This window comes from Buttiauxella agrestis (assembly GCF_900446255.1).
GTDB lineage: Bacteria > Pseudomonadota > Gammaproteobacteria > Enterobacterales > Enterobacteriaceae > Buttiauxella > Buttiauxella agrestis.
This window is the reverse complement of the sequence record NZ_UIGI01000001.1, coordinates 3,324,832-3,348,805: the sequence shown is the minus strand read 5'-3', so window position 1 is coordinate 3,348,805 and position 23,974 is coordinate 3,324,832. Positions and strand designations below refer to the sequence as shown.

At 51.3% G+C, this 23,974-nt stretch carries 17 protein-coding genes; 10 read left to right on the top strand and 7 right to left on the bottom strand.

Features of this window, described 5'->3' with window-relative positions:
* The first annotated feature begins 448 nt into the window (after positions 1-448).
* Positions 449-2,104, top strand: a complete 1,656-nt coding sequence (locus DY231_RS15890; RefSeq protein WP_115629849.1) for an ATP-dependent endonuclease — start codon at positions 449-451, stop codon at positions 2,102-2,104.
* A 13-nt stretch (positions 2,105-2,117) separates the two neighbouring features.
* On the opposite strand, the gene DY231_RS15885 is transcribed toward DY231_RS15890, so the two are convergent.
* Complete coding sequence (locus DY231_RS15885; RefSeq protein WP_115629847.1) at positions 2,118-3,065, bottom strand: VirK/YbjX family protein; 948 nt, start codon at positions 3,063-3,065, stop codon at positions 2,118-2,120.
* A gap of 141 nt (positions 3,066-3,206) precedes the next feature.
* On the opposite strand from DY231_RS15885, the gene macA reads away from it, so the two are divergent.
* Entirely contained in the window at positions 3,207-4,322 is a 1,116-nt protein-coding gene (gene macA / locus DY231_RS15880) for a macrolide transporter subunit MacA (protein ID WP_115629845.1), read from the top strand.
* On the top strand, positions 4,319-6,265 hold the full coding sequence (gene macB, locus DY231_RS15875) for a macrolide ABC transporter ATP-binding protein/permease MacB (protein ID WP_115629843.1): 1,947 nt from the start codon (positions 4,319-4,321) through the stop codon (positions 6,263-6,265). Before macA ends, macB begins: the two co-directional genes overlap by 4 nt.
* 89 nt (positions 6,266-6,354) lie before the next feature.
* On the opposite strand, the gene cspD is transcribed toward macB, so the two are convergent.
* The gene (gene cspD / locus DY231_RS15870) at positions 6,355-6,579 is read right to left on the bottom strand and encodes a cold shock-like protein CspD (RefSeq protein ID WP_034456407.1); all 225 of its coding nucleotides are present in this window, start codon (positions 6,577-6,579) and stop codon (positions 6,355-6,357) included.
* 323 nt (positions 6,580-6,902) lie between these two features.
* On the opposite strand from cspD, the gene clpS reads away from it, so the two are divergent.
* Both clpS and clpA read left to right on the top strand, forming a co-directional pair.
* Positions 6,903-7,223 (top strand): ATP-dependent Clp protease adapter ClpS, encoded by a 321-nt coding sequence (gene clpS / locus DY231_RS15865; RefSeq protein WP_034456405.1) that lies wholly within the window; start codon positions 6,903-6,905, stop codon positions 7,221-7,223.
* A 27-nt stretch (positions 7,224-7,250) separates the two neighbouring features.
* Positions 7,251-9,524, top strand: coding sequence for an ATP-dependent Clp protease ATP-binding subunit ClpA (gene clpA, locus DY231_RS15860; RefSeq protein ID WP_034494294.1), 2,274 nt, complete (start codon positions 7,251-7,253; stop codon positions 9,522-9,524).
* 101 nt (positions 9,525-9,625) lie between these two features.
* Here the strand turns inward: clpA and infA are convergent, their stop codons facing one another.
* The 5 genes from infA to trxB all read right to left on the bottom strand — a co-directional run bounded on the left by infA (position 9,626) and on the right by trxB (position 15,471).
* Positions 9,626-9,844: a translation initiation factor IF-1 gene (infA, locus tag DY231_RS15855; protein ID WP_002211347.1), complete on the bottom strand. Its 219-nt coding sequence runs from the start codon at positions 9,842-9,844 to the stop codon at positions 9,626-9,628.
* Between the two features lie 291 nt (positions 9,845-10,135).
* Positions 10,136-10,828 (bottom strand): leucyl/phenylalanyl-tRNA--protein transferase, encoded by a 693-nt coding sequence (aat, locus tag DY231_RS15845; RefSeq protein WP_115629841.1) that lies wholly within the window; start codon positions 10,826-10,828, stop codon positions 10,136-10,138.
* Between the two features lie 55 nt (positions 10,829-10,883).
* Positions 10,884-12,605, bottom strand: a complete 1,722-nt coding sequence (gene cydC, locus DY231_RS15840; RefSeq protein ID WP_115629839.1) for a heme ABC transporter ATP-binding protein/permease CydC — start codon at positions 12,603-12,605, stop codon at positions 10,884-10,886.
* Positions 12,605-14,371: a heme ABC transporter permease/ATP-binding protein CydD gene (gene cydD, locus DY231_RS15835; RefSeq protein WP_115629837.1), complete on the bottom strand. Its 1,767-nt coding sequence runs from the start codon at positions 14,369-14,371 to the stop codon at positions 12,605-12,607. The genes cydC and cydD overlap by 1 nt, the downstream gene beginning before the upstream one ends.
* A 131-nt stretch (positions 14,372-14,502) precedes the next feature.
* Entirely contained in the window at positions 14,503-15,471 is a 969-nt protein-coding gene (gene trxB / locus DY231_RS15830) for a thioredoxin-disulfide reductase (protein ID WP_115629835.1), read from the bottom strand.
* A 502-nt stretch (positions 15,472-15,973) separates the two neighbouring features.
* Between trxB and lrp the strand changes: the two genes are divergently transcribed.
* From lrp to serS, 5 genes are all read left to right on the top strand, one after another.
* Positions 15,974-16,468: a leucine-responsive transcriptional regulator Lrp gene (lrp, locus tag DY231_RS15825; protein ID WP_000228469.1), complete on the top strand. Its 495-nt coding sequence runs from the start codon at positions 15,974-15,976 to the stop codon at positions 16,466-16,468.
* A gap of 121 nt (positions 16,469-16,589) precedes the next feature.
* Positions 16,590-20,387: a DNA translocase FtsK 4TM domain-containing protein gene (locus DY231_RS15820; RefSeq protein WP_115629833.1), complete on the top strand. Its 3,798-nt coding sequence runs from the start codon at positions 16,590-16,592 to the stop codon at positions 20,385-20,387.
* A gap of 162 nt (positions 20,388-20,549) precedes the next feature.
* Positions 20,550-21,161 (top strand): outer membrane lipoprotein periplasmic chaperone LolA, encoded by a 612-nt coding sequence (gene lolA, locus DY231_RS15815; protein ID WP_115629831.1) that lies wholly within the window; start codon positions 20,550-20,552, stop codon positions 21,159-21,161.
* A gap of 8 nt (positions 21,162-21,169) precedes the next feature.
* A complete protein-coding gene (locus tag DY231_RS15810) occupies positions 21,170-22,513 on the top strand; it encodes a replication-associated recombination protein A (protein ID WP_115629829.1) in 1,344 nt (447 codons plus the stop codon).
* A gap of 94 nt (positions 22,514-22,607) precedes the next feature.
* Entirely contained in the window at positions 22,608-23,900 is a 1,293-nt protein-coding gene (serS, locus tag DY231_RS15805; protein WP_115629827.1) for a serine--tRNA ligase, read from the top strand.
* Positions 23,901-23,974: the final 74 nt, after the last annotated feature.

Sequence of the window (23,974 nt, the reverse complement as noted above, 5' to 3'; positions counted from 1 at the left end):
ATTTTAACTGCGGGTAGGGTAAATAAACGCACCCATCCGATTATTTTTTGTCACAACTATTTAAGGCGTAACGTAAATAATAAAAGAGCAGTAATGTTAATGAGATCACTAAGTCAGAACCAGCCTATAAAATCCTAAAAAATTGATTTAGGGCAATGAGATGGCATTCCTTACAAGGATAAACACGTAGAAAGTATAGAAGAGTTTTTAATAAAGTAAGAATCTTCAGCTATTGAATGCATTTTATGATAATCATGACGTTGGCAAGTATTAACTACAGGATTTTTGGCTTTTATTAAATAAAATAAAAATTGAAATTTAGATAATCCCTGCTACTTCATAAATTACCCGTAACGCTCACCTGCAACCTGTGGTACGAAGGGTATATACTCAGGTTATGCGTTGAGCCGTGCGGCTAATGGAAAGCATCAACCAATCTGGAGGGATTATGTTTCTCGAGCGAGTAGAGATTGTCGGATTCAGGGGTATTAACCGTCTTTCGTTAATGCTTGAGCAAAATAACGTGCTGATTGGCGAGAACGCATGGGGTAAATCGAGCCTGCTGGATGCCTTAACCTTGTTGTTGTCGCCGCACGAAACGCTTTACCATTTTAATCGTGATGATTTTTACTTTCCGCCGGGCGACGTACAAGGCCGGGAACACCATTTACACATTGTTTTGACGTTTCGGGAGACCGCTCCAGGGCACCATCTTGGGCGGCGTTACCGTTCACTTGCGCCGGTGTGGGTTGAAGGTAACGACGGCTTTCAGCGCATTATGTACCGTCTGGTGGGTGAGCTGGCGCCAGACAATTCGATTTTGACGCTTCGCAGTTTTCTCGACGAGAAAGGCCACGCAATCGATCTTGATGATATTGATGACGTGGCAAAACAAATTACCCGCCTCAATCCCGTTTTGCGCTTACGTGACGCGCGTTTTATGCGTCGATTACGCAATGACAGCATACCCACGATGCCAGAAACCGAAATGACGGCTCGCCAGCTTGATTTTCTTTCGCGTGAACTGGTGTCGCGCCCACAAAATCTTACGGATGCGCAGTTACGCCAGGGCTTGTCAGCGATGGTGCAATTGCTTGAGCACTATTTTTCTGAGCAGGGGGCAGTAGCTCACCAACGTTTATTACGCCGTCGCTCCCACGATGAACAACGCAGCTGGCGTTATCTGGATATCATCAACCGGATGATAGATAAGCCTAATAGCCGGGCGCATCGGATGATTTTATTGGGAATGTTCTCCACGCTTTTGCAAGCGAAAGGCAGCGTGGCGCTGGATAAAAATGCGCGGCCTTTATTGCTGGTCGAAGATCCCGAAACCCGACTGCATCCCATTATGTTGTCGGTGGCCTGGCATTTACTAAACTTGTTGCCGCTGCAAAAAATCACCACCACCAATTCGGGTGAATTGTTATCCCTTACGCCCGTCGAGCACGTCTGCCGACTGGTGCGTGAATCCTCTAAAGTCGCAGCCTGGCGGCTCGGCCCCGGTGGCATGAACGCCGAAGACAGTCGCCGCATCGCATTTCATATCCGCTTTAACCGTGCTTCTTCGCTGTTTGCCCGCTGCTGGCTATTGGTTGAAGGGGAAACAGAAGTGTGGGTGATGAACGAACTGGCGCGCCAGTGTGGGCACCATTTCGACGCCGAAGGGGTGAAGGTTATTGAGTTCGCCCAGTCGGGGCTGCGGCCATTGATTAAGTTTGCCCGACGTATGGGTATTGAATGGCATGTGCTGGTGGATGGCGACGAAGCCGGCAAGAAATATGCCTCCGTCGTGCGCGGCATTCTGGAAAACGATCGTGACCAGGAACGCGATCATTTAACCGCATTACCTGCGATGGATATGGAGCATTTCATGTATCGGCAAGGGTTTTCCGATGTCTATCACCGGGTGGCGCAACTCCCTGAAAACGTGCCGATGAATATGCGCCGGGTTATCGTCAAAGCAATTCATCGCTCCTCAAAACCCGATTTAGCGATTGAAGTGGCAATGGAAGCCGGAAGGCGGGGTGTGGATGCGGTACCGTCACTGCTGCGAAAGATGTTCTCGCGAGTGTTGTGGCTTGCACGTGGCCGGGCTGACTAACCCGGCCGTTGGACTAAAGCTGCTGCTCAATTTGCTCCATCATCTCATCTAACAAACTGTAGCGGCGGCGATACTCAGCGCGTTTTTTGCTGGCGATATCCTCAATGGGTTTGCGTGACACATTAAGTGGCAGTTCAAAGAAACCTTCAGGCGTTAATTCCCCGCTCATTGATTCCCAGAAGCTATCGTAATCGGCATGGATTTTGTCTTTCTTCTTTTTCGAATAACGCCAGGAACGATAAATATGTGCGTTATTACTCACTGCCAGAATCTGGCTCATGCCTAAATGATGCGCCAGCAGACAGGCCGCTTCCAGCACCAGACGCTTCGGGAATAAGCCATGACAGGCTTTTGTCGCAATCTGAATGTATTCATGCGGGATATCACTTTTAGCGCCCTGTAGCCCACCGATGAACAAAGTCGGCTTATCATGATGTTGGCATAGTGTGAAAGTTAACCCGGCGAGGGCAACCCCATCATCACGGCTCAGGGTTATTGTCGCTTCACCTTCTTTATCCACATTGGCGATAGCGCATAAATCAAGATGGTAGAAGTTCTCATCTTTACCCGTTATTGTTGCCAGTCGCACACCACTGGCTGAATAGTGCTGCTGTAACAAGTGCTCAGGCAGTACGTGAGTTAAAGCGTGATAGTGGAAAGACAATGCATTAACGGCATCCTTACGGTTAAAATTTGCCGTTAAATAAGGACGGTGCGCACGACAGGGTAAACCCGGCTGCACGGCGAGCAGTTTTTCCAAAAAAGGTTGGTGGGCCAAATCGGCCAGTAAACGAGCCGTCGCGAGCGGAGTAGTCAGAGAACGCAGGACGAATTTCCGACGATAAACCGGATTTTGCCAGGCGCTTCCAGGCATCCATTGTCCGGTGGCTAAAGAGAGAAATAACTGCCAGCCATTGCGTTGAGTATTGGGTATAAATTCGTTTACGGCAGTTGGATACATGGTTGAGGCCTGGTTAAAGGGTTATGGCGTAATTTCACCATTTGTTTGCTCAACGAATGTTCAATCGCCAAACAGGTCGATAAGACCATATGGTTTTTGTTGATACTTCGTTTAATTTGCCAGTTTGTTTGTAGGATACCTATGAGATTTAAGGGAAAAATTAAAAAGCGTTATTGGCTTCTGGGCCTGCTGGTATTACTCCTGGTGATCTGGCTGTGGCAGTTTTTAAATGCGCCAGCGCCGGTCTATCAGACGATGATCGTGCGTAAAGGCGAGCTGCAACAGAGCGTGTTGGCGACCGGCAAACTGGATGCTCTACGCAAAGTTGACGTCGGTGCACAGGTCAGCGGGCAGCTCAAAACGCTGTCGGTCAATATCGGCGATAAAGTGAAAAAGGATCAGCTGTTGGGGGTTATAGACCCGGAACAGGCGCAAAACCAAATCAAAGAAGTTGAAGCGACACTCATGGAGTTGCGTGCGCAACGGCGACAGGCCGTGGCTCAGGCGAAACTCGCGCAAGTGACGTTAAATCGCCAACGGGCGCTGGCAAAAACTCAGGCGGTTTCGCAGCAGGATTTGGATACCGCAGCGACCGATCTGGAAGTCAGGCAGGCGCAAATCGGTACCATAGACGCGCAGATTAAACGCAATCAGGCCTCGCTGGACACGGCAAAAACCAACCTCGATTACACCCAGATTGTGGCTCCAATGGCAGGTGAAGTGACTGAAATCACCACCAAACAAGGCCAAACGGTAATTGCCGCGCAGCAAGCGCCAAACATTCTGACGCTTGCCGATCTCGGGACCATGTTGGTTAAGGCGCAAGTTTCTGAAGCGGACGTGATTCACCTTAAACCGGGCCAGAAAGCCTGGTTCACGGTGCTGGGCGATCCATTAACGCGTTATGAAGGCGTGCTCATTGATATTCTGCCGACGCCGGTAAAAGTGAACGACGCGATTTTCTATAACGCCCGTTTTGAAGTGCCGAATCCGAAAGGCGTGTTGCGTCTTGAAATGACAGCGCAAGTGCATATCCAACTTGGCGGCGTAAAAGACGTGCTCACTATTCCACTTGCTGCTTTGGGCGAGCCAATTGGCGATAATCGCTACAAAGTTTCGGTATTGCGCAACGGTGAAACGCGTGACCGTGAAATTACCATCGGGATGCGTAATGACACGATAGTGCAAGTCGCCAATGGACTGACTGAAGGTGAAGAGGTGGTGATTGGGAAAAGCACCGCCGGGAGCGCACCATGACGGCACTGCTTGAGCTACGGGATATTCGCCGTAGCTATCCGTCGGGAGACGAACAAGTTGAAGTGCTTAAAGGCATTAACATCACCATAGAAGCTGGCGAAATGGTGGCGATTGTTGGGGCGTCTGGCTCCGGTAAATCGACGCTGATGAATATTCTCGGCTGCCTGGATAAACCGACCAGCGGTAGTTACAAAGTGGCCGGGCAAGATACCGCAGTTCTCGGCAGTGACGCGCTCGCCACGTTACGTCGTGAACATTTTGGCTTTATCTTCCAGCGTTACCATTTGCTTTCGCATCTCAATGCCACTCAAAACGTTGAAGTGCCTGCGGTGTATGCCGGAACCGCGCGGGTTTACCGCCAGCAACGGGCGCGAGCTTTGCTGATGCGCCTCGGTCTTGCCGAGCGTGTGGAATACTTGCCGTCACAGCTCTCAGGCGGCCAGCAGCAGCGTGTGAGTATCGCCCGCGCCCTGATGAACGGCGGGCAGGTGATTCTTGCGGACGAACCGACAGGCGCGTTGGATAGTCATTCCGGTGAAGAAGTGATGGCCACGCTTAAGCAACTGCGTGAGCAGGGGCATACCGTCATCATTGTGACGCATGATCCTTCCATTGCTGCGCAGGCGCAGCGTGTGATTGAAATTCGTGACGGTGAAATTATCAGCAATCCTCCCTCGGTGGCGCAAGAATCTGCCGCGCAGAAAGAAGTGAAAACTCAGCCAACCAATTCTGCGATTCAGCAAACTATCAGCAGCTTTCGTGAAGCATTCAGCATGGCCTGGCTGGCGCTGGCGGCGAATAAAATGCGCACTTTGCTGACCATGTTGGGGATTATTATCGGTATCGCATCCGTGGTGTCGATTGTGATTGTTGGCGACGCGGCGAAACAGTTGGTATTACAGGATATTCGCTCGATTGGCACCAACACGATTGATATCTATCCGGGTAAGGATTTCGGCGATGACGATCCGCAGTATCAACAGGCGCTAAAATATGACGACCTGGCGGCTATCAGCCAGCAGCCGTGGGTCAGTTCAGCCACCCCGGCGCTCTCGAGCAATTTACGTGTGCGTTACGGCAACGTTGATGCGGCGGCAAGCGTGAATGGTGTCAGCAGCCAATATTTTAACGTTTACGGCATGAGCTTTAGTGAAGGCAATACCTTCAACGAGGAGCAATTGGCCGGGCGTGCACAAGTGGTGGTGCTCGATAGCAACACCAAACGCCAGCTCTTCCCGAATAAAGCCAACGTGGTCGGCGAAATTATTCTGGTGGGGAACATGCCTGCGACGGTTATCGGCGTGGCGCAAGAAAAGCAGTCGATGTTTGGCAGCAGCAAAATTCTGCGTGTCTGGTTGCCTTATAACACCATGGCCGGGCGAGTGATGGGGCAAAGCTGGCTTAACTCGATTACGGTACGGGTGAACGAGGGTTATAACAGCCACGAAGCCGAACAGCAGCTCAATCGGTTGTTGCAGTTACGTCACGGTAAGAAAGATTTCTTCACCTACAATATGGACGGGCTGTTGAAAACGGCAGAAAAGACCACACGTACTCTTCAGATGTTCCTGACATTAGTGGCGGTGATTTCGTTACTGGTGGGTGGGATAGGCGTGATGAATATCATGCTGGTTTCGGTGACAGAACGTACCAAAGAGATTGGCATTCGTATGGCCGTGGGAGCCAGAGCCAGTGATGTATTGCAGCAATTTCTGATTGAAGCAGTGCTGGTGTGTCTGGTGGGCGGTGCGTTGGGGATTTCGTTATCCTTGTTGATTGCCTTCACGCTGCAACTGGTTTTACCCGGCTGGGAAATCGGGTTTTCGCCGATGGCGTTACTGACCGCATTTGTGTGTTCGACCGCTACGGGGATTATATTTGGTTGGCTACCGGCAAGAAATGCCGCGCGATTAAATCCAATTGATGCGTTAGCGCGTGAATGATTTTAATCTTTGGTATTACGTTTGGTTATAAAAATGCCAGCGTACAAGCTGGCATTTTGATTTAGGGATGTACACAATGAAACAAAAGGTCAGGCGACCGCTGCTTCGAGTTCAAGAGGCACAATCAAACTAGCGTGATTGCCTTTTGGCCCCTGATGCACATCAAACCTGACAGTTTGTCCGGCTTTAAGCGTTCTGTAACCATCCATCTGAATGGTGGAGTAGTGAGCGAAGATATCTTCGCCGCCGCCCTCAGGGCAGATAAAACCGAACCCTTTGGCGTTATTGAACCATTTAACTGTACCCGTCTCCATGCTTCTACATCCTTCGTAAATCTTATAAGTGAGATGGAAAGAACCGGTGGGTGAGGGCGGGCTGTTCAAAACCTCGCCAACTCACGCTTGTACAATGTAGATAATTTAACCATGTCGTCAAGCGTTGCACGGGGGGGTAAGAATGAAAATGAATCAAAAATTTGAAGCAGTTAACGCTATTGTGATTAATGTGACGAATCTCTCGATTGCGATTTACCGTCCCTTTTAAACACAATGAATCACGTTAACTGAAAGCGTATTACACTCAACCTATGGGCTTCGCCTTCATGACAAAGGGCGATTAAACATGATGACGATTTGCAATGGGTAAGACGAACGATTGGTTGGATTTCGACCAGCTGGTGGGCGACAAACTGCGCGAAGCGCTCAAACCACCGTCGATGTATAAAGTGATGTTAATGAACGATGACTACACGCCGATGGAATTTGTTATTGACGTGCTGCAAAAGTTCTTTTCTTATGATGTAGAACGTGCAACGCAATTGATGCTCACTGTGCACTATCAGGGTAAAGCTATCTGTGGCATTTTTACTGCAGAAGTAGCGGAAACCAAAGTCGCGTTAGTGAACCAGTATGCAAGGGAGCATGAGCATCCGCTGCTGTGTACGCTAGAAAAAGCCTGAAGAAGGCAAAATTTGGGGGAGGTGCCTATGCTCAATCAAGAACTGGAACTCAGTTTAAACATGGCTTTCGCCAGAGCGCGCGAGCACCGACATGAGTTTATGACTGTCGAGCATCTGTTGCTGGCTTTACTCAGCAACCCATCAGCTCGTGAAGCGCTGGAAGCGTGTAGCGTAGATCTGGTGGCGCTGCGACAGGAACTCGAGGCCTTCATCGAACAAACCACACCGGTTCTGCCAGCCAGTGAAGAAGAGCGCGATACTCAACCGACGCTCAGCTTCCAGCGTGTGCTGCAACGTGCGGTGTTCCACGTCCAGTCTTCTGGTCGCAGTGAAGTGACTGGCGCAAACGTGCTGGTGGCTATTTTCAGCGAACAGGAATCCCAGGCAGCGTACTTGCTGCGCAAACATGAAGTCAGCCGCCTTGATGTGGTGAACTTCATCTCTCACGGCACACGTAAAGACGAACCAAATCAGGCTCCGGGGGCAGAAAATCCGGTCAATGAAGAGCAAGCAGGCGGGGAGGAACGTATGGAAAACTTCACCACCAATCTCAACCAGCTTGCACGCGTGGGAGGGATAGACCCCTTAATTGGCCGCGATAAAGAGCTTGAGCGCGCCATTCAGGTTCTGTGTCGTCGCCGTAAAAACAACCCGCTGCTAGTGGGTGAATCCGGGGTGGGTAAAACCGCCATTGCCGAAGGACTTGCCTGGCGTATTGTGCAGGGCGACGTTCCGGAAGTGATTGCCGATTGCACGATTTACTCGCTGGATATTGGTTCGCTGCTGGCGGGCACTAAATACCGTGGTGACTTTGAGAAACGTTTCAAAGCGCTGCTTAAACAGCTCGAGCAGGATCAGAACAGCATCCTGTTTATCGATGAAATTCATACCATTATTGGTGCGGGTGCCGCATCCGGTGGGCAAGTTGATGCTGCAAACCTGATTAAGCCGCTGCTGTCGAGCGGCAAGATTCGGGTTATCGGTTCAACTACGTACCAGGAATTCAGCAATATCTTCGAAAAAGACCGTGCTCTGGCGCGTCGCTTCCAGAAGATTGATATTACTGAGCCAAGCGTTGAAGAAACCGTTCAGATTATTAACGGCCTGAAACCGAAGTACGAAGCGCACCACGACGTGCGTTACACCGCGAAAGCGATTCGTGCCGCGGTGGAGTTGGCGGTGAAATACATCAACGATCGTCATTTGCCAGATAAAGCGATTGACGTTATCGACGAAGCGGGCGCTCGTAGCCGCCTGATGCCGGTGAGCAAGCGTAAGAAAACGGTCAATGTCTCTGACATCGAAACCGTGGTTGCGCGTATTGCGCGTATCCCGGAGAAAAGTGTTTCAGCAAGCGACCGCGATACGCTGCGCAGCCTGGACGATCGCCTGAAAATGCTGGTGTTTGGCCAGGATAAAGCCATCGAGGCGTTAACTGAAGCCATTAAAATGAGCCGCGCCGGGTTAGGGCACGATCATAAACCTGTGGGTTCCTTCTTGTTTGCCGGGCCAACCGGTGTGGGTAAAACAGAAGTCACCGTGCAATTGGCGAAATCGCTGGGCATTGAGCTGCTGCGGTTTGATATGTCCGAATACATGGAACGCCACACCGTGAGCCGTTTGATCGGCGCACCTCCAGGCTACGTTGGTTTCGACCAGGGCGGGCTGTTGACGGATGCAGTGATTAAACATCCTCACTCAGTGTTGCTGCTTGATGAAATCGAAAAGGCGCACCCGGATGTCTTCAACCTGTTATTGCAGGTTATGGATAACGGTACGCTGACCGATAACAACGGGCGCAAAGCCGATTTCCGTAATGTGATTCTGGTGATGACCACTAACGCCGGCGTGCGTGAAACCGAGCGTAAGTCTATTGGCCTGATTCGTCAGGACAACAGCACCGATGCGATGGAAGAGATCAAAAAGATCTTTACTCCAGAGTTCCGTAACCGTCTGGACAACATCATTTGGTTCAACCATCTGTCTACGGATGTGATTCACCAGGTTGTCGACAAATTTATCGTCGAGCTTCAGGTGCAATTGGATCAGAAAGGTGTGTCTCTGGAAGTGAGCCAGGAAGCCCGTGACTGGCTTGCGGAAAAAGGCTATGACCGTGCAATGGGTGCTCGCCCAATGACGCGTGTCATTCAGGACAGCCTGAAAAAACCGCTCGCTAACGAACTGCTGTTTGGTTCACTGGTGGATGGTGGTCAAGTGACTGTGGCTCTGGATAAAGAGAACCAGAAACTGACTTATGACTTCCATAGCGCTCAGAAGCATAAACCAGAAGCAGCACACTAATTCATTCGTGTTGCCATAAAAAAAGGCCAGGTTATTAACCTGGCCTTTTCATTACTAAATTGTCTGCGCCGCATGTATCTATGCAGCGCTAAATAAAACTATCAGCGACTACGGAAGACAATGCGGCCTTTGCTCAGGTCGTACGGGGTCAGCTCTACAGTGACTTTGTCACCCGTCAGGATGCGGATATAGTTTTTACGCATTTTACCGGAGATATGAGCGGTTACCACGTGCCCGTTTTCCAGCTCAACGCGGAACATGGTGTTAGGTAACGTATCAAGAACGGTACCCTGCATTTCAATATTGTCTTCTTTGGCCATCTAATCCTCGAGGGTATCACTACCATAGTTTTGAACCGGCAAGATAATGCCCAAGTTCACGTATCATGTAAAGAATTGTTGGTGAAATCACCAGCGAAAGTGCAATTTGCACATTACCCAAAACCCACTCAAAAGCTGCACGGATTGTGCCTGCGATGAGGGCTGCGAAGAGATAAACGATGGGTTGTCCCTGTTAAAGCTAATCCCAAACGGCGGCGGGGTAATGAGCAGAGCTCACTCTGCGGGGCTAATTATAACACTCTTAACAGTAATGTGCCGTAAACATTATCGTTACGACAGGATTTGTGGCACCCAACAATACGATGCCAGATGTTGTGGACGAAATATCGACAGATGTTCCAGATATTCCCGACGCGGAATTTCAATTGCACCTAAAGATGCGGTATGCGCGTTAAGAACCTGGCAATCAATCAATTTCCCGCCGTAGCTTAGAAAGTGTTGGCAGAATACCAGTAACGCAGTTTTGGATGCATTTTCCCGGCGGCTGAACATCGACTCACCGCAAAACAATGCACCTTGCGCCACACCGTACATTCCACCAACCAGTTCATCTCCTTCCCAGACTTCAATAGAATGAGCGTGACCTAATTCGTGCAGTCGCGTATAGGCGTCGATAATCTCGGGCGTAATCCATGTACCTTCTTCACGGTCATCTGCGCAGTCGCTGATAACACGCTCAAAAGCATGGTTTAGCGTGACACGATAGGGCGAGTCGCGATGGAAGCGCTTCATACTGCGACTCAGGTGAAACTGTTCCGGGAAAAGCACCGCACGCGGATCGGGCGACCACCATAAAATCGGGTCGCCAGGCGAGAACCACGGAAAGATGCCGCGCTGATAAGCCATTAACAAACGAGCCGGACTTAAATCGCCGCCAAGTGCCAATAACCCATTAGGTTCACGCAACGCGCCTTCCGGGGAAGGGAAGGCGATTGAGTCACGAGAAAGCTGAATAAGGCGCATGACGACACGGCTCCACGGCTAGCAATAATTATTGATAATAGACCAATTACACAGGCTACAAACGCTGATGAAAATGATAATAACGACCTGCGCTAGCCATCAAATCTGCGTGATTACCTTGCTCAATAATTTGCCCGTTGTCCATCACAATTATGCTGTCGAAATTAGCCAGTCCGCGTAGGCGATGAGTGACCATTAAGACGGTTTTCTCTTTGGTCACTTCTGCCAGTAAATCAAGTATTTGACGCTCAGTTTCTGCATCCAGACCTTCGGTCGGTTCGTCGAGCAAAAACAGTGGCGCATCGTGCAGCAATGCACGCGCAATGGCCAGGCGGCGCAGTTCGCCACCAGAAAGCTGGCGGCCACCTTCACCCAACCAACTATTAAGACCTGAATCGTCTAACAACTTCTCAAGACCCACGCGGGTAAGAACCTGCTTCAGCTCATCATTGCCGGCGTCAGGTGCGGCGAGTAGAAGATTGTCGCGCAGTGTGGCGCTAAACAAATGCACACGCTGCGACACGACGCTGGTTGAAGTCCGTAAAGCCGTTTCATCGAATTGGCTGAGCGCCTCACCATTAAGCCGAATTTCGCCCTGCTGGGGTTCCCAGGCGCGGGTTAGCAACTGAAGCAGTGTCGATTTTCCGCACCCGGTTCGACCCAAAATAGCGACGTGTTGACCGGCTTCAACCTGCAACGAAATATCACGCAGCGCCATTTGTGACTGTTCGGGATAAGCGAAGCTGAGGTTGTGAATCTCCAGTGCTACACGCTCAGGTACCGCATGAGTTTTCTCGGTGAAAATAACCTCAGGTTTCTGGCTGGTAATTTCAGTCACGCGCAAGGCCGAAGCAATCACTTGCCCCAAATGCTGAAATGACCCGGTGACGGGAGCCAGCGCTTCAAACGAGGCGAGTGCACAGAACACAAACAATGCTATCAGCGCACCCGGCGTGGTATTTCCACCCACACCTGCGGCGGCCATCCACAGCATCAGAATGACGGCGATTCCGCTAACCAGCAGCATAACGGCCTGCGACAATGCCGTAAGTTCAGCCTGGCGGCGTTGCGCTTCTTGCCAGTTGTCTTCGCTCGCTTCAAGCTGCTGGCGATAACGTTGTGTCGCACCGAAAATGGTCAGTTCCGCGTGGCCCTGTAGCCAGGCTGTAAGCTGCTGGCGATATTGCCCCCGTTGAACGGTAATCGCTTCACCGGTTTTTCTGCCCGCAAAATAGAACACGGGTGGCAGCAGAACTAATGTAGCCAATAAAATGCCGCCGAGCGTGAGCGCCAGGTGCACATCCAGCCAGCTTAATCCGAACGTGACGACCACAATCACGACAAACGCACCGACCAGAGGTGAAATTACGCGCAGATAGAGGTGGTCTAAGGTATCAACATCGGCGACCAGACGGTTAAGCAACTCACCCTGGCGGAAACGAGCCAACCCGGCAGGGGAGAGCGGCAGCAATTTGCTAAAGGTAGAAACACGTAAGTGCTGGAGGACGCGGAAAGTCGCATCGTGGCTCACCAGTCGCTCAAAATAACGGCCCGCGGTACGGGTAATCGCACCGCCACGAACGCCTGCGGCAGGCAACATGTAGTTGAAGCTATAAATGCCTGCCACGCCGACTACCGATGCGGCGGAGAGGAACCAGCCTGATAGTGTCAGCAGCCCGATACTGGCTAAGAGAGTAATAATCGCCAGCACAACGCCCAGCGTCAGTAACCATTTGTGGCGGCAATAAAGCGCAAGATAGGGGAGTAGCGCGCGCATTAAATCTCCTCCTGGCGATGAGCCAGTAACGTTGCAAACGGGCCTTCCTGAGAGGCCAGCGTTGCGAAATTCCCTTGTTGCACGATACGTCCATCACGCATCACCCAAACCTCGTCCCAATCGTTGATGTAATCTAACTGGTGCGTCACCATCAGGGTGGTTTGCTGACGGGAGGCATTGCCCAGCGCTTCCATTACACGCTGTTCGCTATGCGCATCCAGGCTTGCGGCAGGTTCATCGAGCAATAACAATCCGCATGGCATTAATAAGGCGCGCGCGACGGCAACTCGTTGTGCTTGTCCGACGGATAAGCGTGCTGCTGACTCACCCAACGGTGTATCAATCCCTTGCGGTAACAGCGGCAGGAATTCATTGACTGAAGCTTTTTCTAACGCAGCGGCTAATTGTTCGGCGCTGGCATCCGGCAGCGCTAAAAGCACGTTCTCACGAATAGTGGGGGCAGGGAGTTGCGGATTTTGTCCGACCCAACTCAGTTGTTCGCGCCACCATTTTGGATCCAGCTCTGAAAGCTCAACCCCGTTGACCAGAAGCTGCCCCTGGTAAGGTAAAAATCCAGATATCACATTGAGAAGAGAGCTTTTCCCGGCACCACTTTGCCCAACCAGCACCACGCGCTGCCCGGCAGAAAGGGTGAAGTTCAGCGGGCCGGCGAGTATTTTCTCTTCGGTCGAAAGAATCACCAAATCACGCGCTTCGATGCTGACAGGCTCGTTATTATTGAACCGGGCAGTTCCTTGTTTACGCTGCTGTAGCGGAGCATCAAGGAATGTCATCAGGCTATCCGCTGCACCAACGGCTTGCGCTTTGGCATGATAAAAAGTGCCTAAATCGCGTAACGGTTGGAAAAATTCAGGAGCCAGAATCAAAGCCAGGAAACCAGCAAATAGCGTAACGCCAGTGCTGTAATGGCCAAAATTCAACTCGCCTAAATACGAGAAGCCGAAGTAGACCGCGACGACGGCGATGGATAGCGAGGCAAAGAATTCCAACACGCCTGAAGACAGAAATGCGAGGCGCAACACTTCCATTGTCCGCTGGCGGAAATCCTGAGAAGCCGCACGAATATTCTCGGTTTCGGCATTTCCACGATTGAACAAACGCAACGTTTCCATGCCGCGCAGACGGTCAAGAAAATGGCCGCTCAGACGCGCGAGTGCCTGGAAGTTACGACGGTTAGCATCTGCGGCACCCATCCCTACCATCGCCATAAACAGCGGAATCAGTGGTGCAGTACACAGCAGAATCAGTGCGGCGACCCAGTTAGACGGGAAAATCACGATCAGAATCAGCACCGGCACCATCACCGCAAGCGACATTTGCGGCAGATAGCGGGCATAGTAATCGTGCATATCTTCAATTTGTTCCAGCACAAGCGTAGCCCAACTGCCCACAGGCTTACCCTGAATCCAGGCGGGGCCAGCCTCATGAACGCGGTCGAGCACTTTGCGCCGAATTTCTTGCCGTATGTGCAACCCGGCGTAGAAACCCGCTTTTTCACGCAGCCAAACCACCCATGCGCGCAATACAAAAATCAGTATCAGGATGACAAAGAGCAGAAGCAGCGCTTCGCGAGGAATGTTTTCCATGATCATGTGCTGCAACATCCGGGCTAACAGCCAGGCTTGAGCAACAATTAAAAGTCCACTGATCAAACCCAAAACGCGGGAAAGCCCTAACCAGCGGCGCGAAATAATGCTTTGTTGTTTTAGCCAGCGGCTAAGTTTTTGTTGACGGGTTTTGTTCATGGGTTGCCAGTGCAGGTAAATAATGAATTATCAGGCAAAATTTGCGGGCAATGTTACAACGCAGACAAAAGAAAGGCGACCTATTCAGTCGCCTTTACGTATCTTCAAACTGCCGGTGAAGGCGCTAAGAGTTACTTATTCTGTTCGGCCAGGCCGTCCAGGTAGCGCTCGGCATCCAGTGCAGCCATACAGCCCGTGCCTGCAGAGGTAATCGCCTGGCGATAGATATGATCCATGACGTCGCCTGCCGCGAACACGCCAGGGATGCTGGTTTGTGTTGCGTTGCCGTGAATACCGGACTGCACTTTGATGTAGCCGTTTTCCAGCTCGAGCTGGTCGGCGAAAATCCCGGTGTTCGGGCTGTGGCCGATTGCGACGAACAGACCTGCAACTTCTAACTCTTCAGTCTGGTCAGTATTATGTGCATCGCGCAGACGCAGACCACTCACACCCATCTGGTCACCGGTCACTTCATCGAGCGTGCGGTTAGTGTGCAGTACGATATTGCCGTTCTTCACTTTCTCCATCAAACGATTGATGAGGATTTTCTCGGCACGGAAGCTATCGCGGCGGTGAATCAGGTGCACTTCAGAGGCGATATTTGCCAGATAAAGTGCTTCTTCAACCGCAGTGTTACCTCCGCCGATAACCGCAACTTTTTGATTGCGATAGAAGAAACCGTCACACGTTGCGCAGGCAGAAACGCCACGACCTTTGAACGCCTCTTCAGAAGGCAGACCCAAATAGCGAGCAGAAGCACCGGTGGCGATAATTAACGCGTCGCAGGTGTATTCGCCGCTGTCGCCCGTTAGACGGAACGGACGGCTTTGCAAATCCACTTTAGAAATGTGATCGAACAGAATTTCTGTTTCGAATTTGGTCGCATGTTCGTGCATGCGCTCCATCAACGCTGGGCCTGTCAGGTCATTAGGATCGCCAGGCCAGTTCTCAACTTCAGTCGTTGTGGTCAACTGCCCACCTTTTTCCATCCCGGTAATCAAGACGGGCTTGAGGTTAGCGCGTGCCGCGTAGACTGCTGCGGTATAGCCCGCAGGGCCGGAGCCAAGAATTAGCAATTTACTGTGTTTAGCGGTGCCCATGAGATCCTCATTGTTCGTTGGCAGTCAATCGAGGGATTGTAGGGAATTTGGCGGGTTAAAAAAAGGGTACAACGGTGGTGATGGGTAATAGTGTTAACGATATGTGCAATAGTCGTGTTCAATCAATCCCTGCAAATGAATAGAAAGCGCATAGAAATCCATCAGAACAGGGTAATTAGTCACGCCACTAAAGTGATGAATAATCGTCAAGTCGCCGGGATATATGGCACGTTCCACTAATTTTCGATGTTTTGCTTTGACAATCCGCTAAGCATTTGCGAAAACATTCGAGGAAGAAAAACATTTGGTGTGAGAGCAGTAAAATAATCACGCATACCTGATGCAATTTTACCGGGTTATTGAAATCTACTCATGGCGTGGACAGACGCCATGAGTGATGTCGATAGCGGCCATTGGGCACCGGTCTTCTCACGTACACTCGGAACATTGACGTTGACCGGGTTATGGCAGGTGAAGGAAGGAACAAAGAGAGACAATAATAATGGTAGATAGTAAGAAGCGCCCTGGCAAAGATCTCGACCGCATCGATCGTAACATTCTGAATGAACTGCAGAAGGACGGACGTATTTCCAACGTCGAGCTTTCGAAGCGAGTAGGGCTTTCACCGACTCCGTGCCTTGAGCGCGTGCGTCGTCTGGAACGACAGGGTTTCATTCAGGGCTACACCGCTCTGTTGAACCCGCATTATCTGGATGCATCACTTCTGGTTTTTGTTGAGATTACTCTGAATCGTGGCGCCCCGGATGTGTTTGAGCAATTTAACGCCGCAGTTCAGAAACTTGAAGAAATTCAAGAATGTCATTTGGTATCCGGCGATTTCGACTATCTGTTGAAAACCCGTGTACCTGATATGTCTGCGTACCGCAAATTACTAGGCGAAACCTTGTTGCGACTGCCGGGTGTGAACGATACCCGTACGTACGTAGTGATGGAAGAGGTCAAACAGAGCAATCGTCTGGTTATTAAGACCCGTTAACACGGGCCAGGTGCAAAATCTGCGTATTTTGGTTACACTCCTGGTAATTCATACAGCAACAGTGCCGGGAATGCCCGGCACTGTTGCTCTCCATATTTATTAAGGACCTGGAGAGTCTTACTTGAGCCAGGAATACACCGAAGAAAAAGAAGTTACATTGAGGAAACTCAGCAGCGGGCGTCGTGCGTTAGAGGCGTTACTGCTTCTTGTTGCCATTTTTGCCGTCTATTTGATGGTGGCGTTGCTCAGTTTTAATCCTTCCGATCCGAGTTGGTCACAAACCGCATGGCACGAACCTATCCATAATCTGGGTGGAATGCCAGGTGCGTGGCTGGCTGATACTCTGCTATTCATCTTTGGCGTGATGGCCTACACCATCCCGGTAATCATTATCGGTGCGTGTTGGTTCACCTTCCGTAACCGTGATAGCGAAGAGTTTGTTGATTACTTTGCCGTTTCCTTGCGCCTGATTGGTGTATTGGCCATGGTGCTTACGGCCTGTGGCCTGGCGGCGATAAACGCAGATGATATTTGGTACTTTGCCTCAGGTGGCGTAATAGGAAGTTTGCTCAGCACTGCGATGATGCCTTTGCTTAATAGCAGCGGCGGCACAATTGCGTTGTTGTGCGTTTGGGCGGCAGGTTTAACCCTGTTTACCGGCTGGTCCTGGGTCAGTATTGCAGAGAAAATTGGCAGTGCGACATTAAGCGTACTGACTTTTGCCAGCAACCGTACGCGCCGGGATAACACCTGGCATGACGATGATTACGACTATGAAGATGAAGAACATAACGAAGAACACGCTCCAGAAGTAACGGAAAAGCGTGAGTCTCGTCGTGCGCGTATTTTGCGTGGAGCATTGGCACGTAAGCAGCGTATATCTGAGAAATTCTCCAATCCTAACGCGCGTAAAACAGACACTGCACTGTTTTCTGGTAAGCGTATGGATGATGCGGAAGATGACGTTTTATTCTCGGGAAATAAAGCGACGCCGCCTGAGGACGACGTTTTGTTCTCAGGGAATAAAGCAACACTACCGGAAAGCGACGAATACGATCCCTTATTACACGGGCAGTCTATCGTTGCCCCGGTTGCGGCAACTGCCGCCGCTGCAATGGCGACCCCTGCCTATGCCGCTCCCGTTATGCCAACCGCGACCGTATCACCAGTAGCTGCTCCGGCACCAGAAGTGGATCACCATCCCGCGATTGCCTGGGAACCTGCGCCTACAACGGTGACGCCTGAGCCCGTGATTGCGCCTGCGCCTGAAAGTTACGACGCGCCTCGTCCGGCGGATCAATATCATCCGCAATACTCTGCGCAACAAAATCCACAGCAGCATCCGCAGCAAGTCACCAGCCATTGGTCAGAACCGGCTGTGGAGCAACCTTTTGTTGAACCGGCTTACTATGAACCAGAGGCTCCAGAGCCTGTTGTTCAGCCTGAGCCAGTTGAAGAATTCAAACCCGCTGTTCGCCCGCCACTGTACCATTTCGAAGAAGTCGAAGAGCGTCGTGCGCGTGAACGTGAGCAACTGGCAGCCTGGTATCAGCCGGTAAATGAGCCTAAGCCTGATCCTTATGGCTATGACAGCTCACCCGCTTTTGCATCTACAACATCTACGGACGCTTCGCGGATTGAAACACCGGCTATGCCTCAGGGGATGTCCAGCGTAATGCCGGAAGTTCCGATCGTGCCAACGCCGGAAATTCCGCAAGGAGTTAAAGATGCTGCAAAAGTCGCAGGTGTCGCGGCAGCCTTTAGCCCGGTGTTTAGCATTGCCAGCGACGCGCCTCGCCCTCAGGTCAAAGAGGGGATTGGCCCGCAGTTGCCACGTCCAAATCGTGTGCGCGTTCCGACTCGTCGTGAGCTTGCGTCCTATGGCATCAAGTTGCCTTCTCAGCGAATGGCTGAAGAAGAAGCGCGTCGCCAGGGCGGGATGGATATGGAAGACGACTATGCTGACGATGCCGAGGAAATGGAACAGCAGGAACTCGCTCGCCAGTTCGCGGCTCAGCAACAACAGCGTTATGGTGAAGAGTATAAAGACGATGCGACGCAGCAAGATGAAGCAGAGGCTGAGCAGGCAGAATTAGCTCGCCAGTTTGCAGCGCAGCAGCAACAGCGTTACTCCGCGGAACAACAGCAACCGACTCAGCAACAGCCAAATAATGTGCCGTTCTCACTGGATGATTTTGATTTCTCGCCAATGAAAACGTTAGTTGATGATGGCCCGAGTGAGCCGTTATTTACGCCGAGTCCGGTTGAAGCACCAGCCCCTGTTCAACAACCGCAAAGTTGGCAAGCCGCGCCGCAGTCGCATGTGCAGCAGCAACCGCCAGCACCTGCTCCTGTTGCAGCACCTCCGGTGCAAGAAAGTTTGATTCACCCATTCCTGATGCGTAATGGGGACGATCGTCCACGGCAGCGCCCAACAACACCATTGCCATCGCTGGACTTGTTGACCTCACCACCAGCAGAAGTGGAGCCGATTGACACCTTCGCGCTAGAGCAAATGGCTCGCCTGGTAGAAGCTCGTCTTGCCGATTACCGGATTAAAGCCGATGTGGTGGATTACTCTCCAGGTCCGGTTATCACCCGTTTCGAGCTGGATTTAGCGCCAGGTGTCAAAGCTGCTCGCATTTCTAACTTGTCGCGCGACCTTGCGCGCTCGTTATCAACAGTTGCGGTGCGTGTCGTTGAAGTTATTCCAGGCAAACCCTATGTGGGCCTTGAGTTACCAAACAAAAAACGCCAGACCGTTTACCTACGCGAAGTTCTCGACTGCGCTAAGTTCCGCGAAAGCGCTTCTCCGTTAACGGTCGTCCTGGGTAAAGATATCGGTGGCGAACCGGTGATTGCCGATCTGGCGAAAATGCCACACTTGCTGGTTGCGGGTACCACCGGGTCCGGTAAGTCTGTTGGTGTGAACGCCATGATCCTCAGTATGTTGTATAAAGCGACACCTGAAGAAGTGCGCTTTATTATGATCGACCCGAAAATGCTTGAGTTGTCAGTGTATGAAGGTATCCCACATCTGTTAACGGAAGTCGTAACGGATATGAAAGATGCGGCCAATGCATTGCGCTGGAGCGTGAACGAAATGGAACGCCGCTACAAACTGATGTCTGCTCTGGGCGTTCGAAATCTGGCAGGTTACAACGAACGTGTGCTGGAAGCTGAACGCATGGGTCGTCCAATTCCAGATCCATTCTGGAAACCAGGCGACAGCATGGAAGTTTCCCATCCAATGCTCGAAAAGCTGCCGTATATCGTTGTGTTGGTCGATGAGTTTGCTGACCTGATGATGACGGTCGGTAAGAAAGTAGAAGAGTTGATTGCCCGCCTGGCGCAAAAAGCGCGTGCTGCGGGTATTCACCTGGTGCTGGCCACTCAGCGCCCATCCGTTGACGTTATTACAGGGTTGATCAAAGCGAATATCCCGACGCGTGTGGCGTTTACCGTCTCAAGCAAAATCGACTCCCGAACCATTCTTGATCAGGCTGGCGCTGAGTCGCTGCTGGGAATGGGTGACATGCTTTATTCCGGGCCAAACTCGACGCTGCCTGTACGTGTTCATGGCGCGTTTGTTCGGGACCAGGAAGTCCATGCTGTGGTCCAGGACTGGAAAGCGCGTGGTCGTCCGCAGTACATCACGGGTATCACTTCCGATAACGAAAGTGAAGGCGGTGCAGGTGGCGGGCTTGATGGCGACGAAGAGCTTGATCCACTGTTTGATCAGGCCGTTTCCTTCGTGGTTGAAAAACGTAAAGCTTCTATTTCCGGTGTTCAGCGTCAGTTCCGCATTGGCTATAACCGTGCAGCCCGTATTGTTGAACAGATGGAAGCGCAGGGGATCGTGAGTGCGCAAGGTCACAACGGGAATCGCGAAGTGCTTGCACCACCGCCATTTGAGTAACTTTTTGCATCAGAGCCGCAGTTGCGGCTTTTATGCAAAGAAGGGTAAATTACCGGAAAATCAGCTTTTTCTTCTGTTGCTCCCCAACATTTCTCGACTAGAGTGGGCAGCAGAAATGCCACAGTGCAGTCGCTATGTGGCGCATGAATTTAAGGGATCGTAATGAAGAAAATCGTTATTACTTGTGCTTTATTGACTGCTCTGACCGCAACTGCTGCCTGGGCTGACGCCGCGGGCGACCTGAAAACGCGTCTGGATAAAGTCAGCAGCTTCCACGCAAGCTTCACACAGAAAGTCACCGACGGTGGCGGCGCTGCAGTGCAAGAAGGTCAGGGTGATCTGTGGGTTAAGCGCCCAAACTTATTCAACTGGCACATGACTCAGCCAGACGAAAGCGTCCTGGTTTCCGATGGGAAAACATTGTGGTTCTACAACCCATTTGTTGAACAAGTGAGTGCTACCTGGTTGAAAGATGCGACCGGGAATACGCCGTTTATGCTGATTGCGCGCAACCAAAGCAGCGACTGGCAGCAGTACAACATCAAGCAAAACGGTGATGATTTTATTCTGACGCCTAAAACCAGCGCCGGTAATCTTAAGCAATTCACCATTAACGTTGGACGTGATGGAACCATCCATCAGTTCAGTGCTATTGAGCAAGACGATCAGCGCAGCAGCTATGCGTTGAAATCTCAGCAAAATGGCTCGGTGGATATGAGCAAGTTTACGTTTACCCCGCCTAAAGGCGTGACGGTGGACGACCAACGTAAGTAGAGGTATGAGTGAGCAACTTGTCGCTCGATTTTTCTGAAAATACCTTCCAGCCTCTGGCCGCGCGTATGCGGCCGGAGAACCTCGCGCAGTATATCGGCCAGCAGCATCTTCTCGCTCCAGGCAAACCTCTCCCTAAAGCTATCGAAGCCGGGCATCTCCATTCGATGATTTTATGGGGCCCCCCAGGCACAGGTAAAACCACGCTTGCGGAAGTCATTGCGCATTATGCGGACGCTGATGTAGAACGAATCTCTGCTGTTACCTCTGGTGTAAAAGAAATCCGCGAGGCTATTGAGCGCGCGCGTCAGAGTCGTAATGCTGGGCGACGCACGATTCTGTTTGTTGACGAAGTCCATCGCTTTAACAAAAGCCAGCAAGATGCTTTCTTACCGCATATTGAAGACGGCACGATAACCTTTATTGGCGCGACCACTGAAAATCCCTCATTCGAGTTGAACTCCGCTTTACTTTCACGTGCCCGGGTTTATTTGCTCAAATCGCTGACCACTGAAGATATTGAAAAAGTTCTCGATCAGGCGATGAATGACACGGCTCGCGGCTACGGCGGGCAGAATATTGTCCTGCCGGACGAAACTCGTCTGGCTATCGCTCAACTGGTCAACGGTGACGCTCGCCGCGCACTGAACACGCTGGAAATGATGGCTGATATGGCCGAAATTGATGTGAGTGGAAATCGTGTGCTACAGATTGCGCTGTTGACTGAAATTGCAGGCGAACGCAGTGCGCGATTTGATAACAAAGGCGACCGTTTCTACGATCTGATTTCCGCGCTGCACAAGTCAGTGCGCGGTTCCTCGCCGGATGCTGCACTTTACTGGTATGCGCGCATTATTACGGCGGGCGGCGATCCTTTATATGTTGCCCGGCGTTTGTTAGCGATTGCGTCCGAAGATGTCGGCAATGCCGATCCACGTGGTATGCAGGTCGCTATCGCTGCCTGGGATTGCTTCACGCGCGTTGGCCCTGCAGAAGGGGAGCGCGCCATTGCACAAGCTATTGTTTATCTTGCTTGCGCGCCAAAAAGTAATGCAGTTTACAAAGCTTTCAAGGCAGCAATGGCTGATGCCCGTGAGCGCCCGGATTACGACGTTCCTGTTCATCTTCGTAATGCGCCAACCAAACTGATGAAAGAAATGGGGTACGGCCAGGAGTATCGCTATGCTCATGACGAACCCAATGCTTATGCTTCCGGAGAAGTTTACTTCCCGCAGGAAATGGCACAAACACGCTATTATCAGCCTACAAACAGAGGTCTTGAGGGCAAGATTGGTGAAAAGCTCGCCTGGCTTGCTGAACAGGATCAAAATAGCCCGACAAAACGCTACCGATAATTCAGGCGTTGCGGTAAGGTTAGCAAGACTATCAATGCGGTTGCAGGCTGTGACCGCTATCCCCTTCATTTAATTCGATAAGCACAGGATAAGCATGCTCGATCCCAATCTACTGCGTACAGAGCCAGACGCAGTCGCTGAAAAACTGGCACGCCGAGGCTTCAAGCTGGATGTAGAAACGCTGCGCTCCCTGGAAGAGCGTCGTAAAGTATTGCAGGTTAAAACAGAAAATCTGCAGGCTGAGCGTAACTCGCGATCGAAATCCATCGGCCAGGCGAAAGCGCGCGGGGAGGACATCGAGCCATTGCGTCAGGAAGTTAACCAACTCGGTGAAGAACTTGATGCGGCGAAAACTGAACTTGATGCCCTGCTGGTAGAGATCCGTGATATCTCGCTGACTCTGCCTAACCTCCCGGACGATTGCGTACCGATGGGTAAAGACGACAGCGAAAACGTTGAAATCAGTCGCTGGGGTGAGCCACGTAAATTCGATTTTGAAGTGCGTGACCATGTGACGCTGGGTGAGATGGCTAAAGGCCTGGATTTCGCTTCTGCGGTTAAACTGACCGGCTCTCGTTTTGTTGTGATGCAAGGGCAAATTGCTCGCCTGCACCGCGCACTGAGCCAGTTCATGCTCGATTTGCACACCGAACAGCATGGTTACATTGAAAACTATGTCCCGTACCTGGTGAACCAAGAAACGTTGTACGGTACGGGTCAGTTGCCAAAATTTGGCGGCGACTTGTTCCATACTCGTCCATTGGATGAAGAGGCTGACAGCAGCAACTATGCGTTGATCCCAACCGCTGAAGTGCCGTTGACCAACCTGGTGCGTGACGAGATTATTGATGAAGAATCTCTGCCGCTGAAAATGACCGCTCATACGCCATGCTTCCGTTCAGAAGCGGGTTCTTACGGTCGTGACACCCGTGGTCTGATTCGTCAGCACCAGTTCGATAAAGTCGAGATGGTTCAGATTGTGCGCCCTGAAGATTCTATGGATGCACTGGAAGAACTGACCGGGCACGCTGAGAAAGTGCTGCAATTGTTGGGTCTGCCATACCGTAAAGTGCTGCTGTGCAGTGGCGATATCGGTTTCGGCTCGGCTAAAACCTACGATCTCGAAGTCTGGTTGCCGGCGCAGGACACTTACCGTGAAATCTCTTCTTGTTCGAATATGTGGGATTTCCAGGCGCGCCGTTTACAGGCTCGTTGCCGTAGCAAAGCGGACAAGAAAACCCGCCTGGTACACACTCTGAACGGTTCAGGTTTGGCTGTGGGCCGTACTTTGGTTGCAGTACTGGAAAACTACCAGCAAGCTGATGGACGTATCGAAATTCCAGAAGTGTTGCGTCCGTACATGAAAGGCCTTGAGTACATCGGCTAATCATTGCGGCTAATACATTAGTTCTGTTTCATACTTAAAAAGCGCCTAAGGGCGCTTTTTTTATGCCGTAATTA